General features: G+C 44.9%; 1 protein-coding gene. It reads right to left on the bottom strand.

Features of this window, described 5'->3' with window-relative positions:
- A partial coding sequence (locus tag EII37_RS10970) for an SSURE domain-containing protein (protein WP_185696018.1) occupies positions 1-303 on the bottom strand: 303 nt, incomplete at both ends.

The raw sequence follows: 303 nt of genomic DNA, 5'->3' as shown, positions 1-303 counted from the left end.
CGTACGGGATAACTTGGTTGACACCAGCTGTGAATGGACCAGGGAAGTTAGCTTTATCTAGGTAAGTAGCTGGAACGTCTACTGTGTCTTTGGTGTTGTCGGCTACGCCTTTTTGAACTTCAGCTGGAGTGGTTAAGCCATTCAAGTTCACTGTCAATTCTTTAGTCGCTACAAGGTTGCTCAAATCAGCCTTGCCGTCTTTCGCACCGTACACTTTGATGGTAGCTTTATAACTTTGAGTGCCGTTTTGTTTCAAGAGGTCAAGCAACTCTTTATCAGATTTACCTTGGGTGCCTGCCAAAT

Source organism: Streptococcus sp. OH4692_COT-348, assembly GCF_003859975.1.
Classification (GTDB): domain Bacteria; phylum Bacillota; class Bacilli; order Lactobacillales; family Streptococcaceae; genus Streptococcus.
Note: the sequence above shows the minus strand (reverse complement) of the source record. Positions and strands in the feature narration are given on the sequence as shown.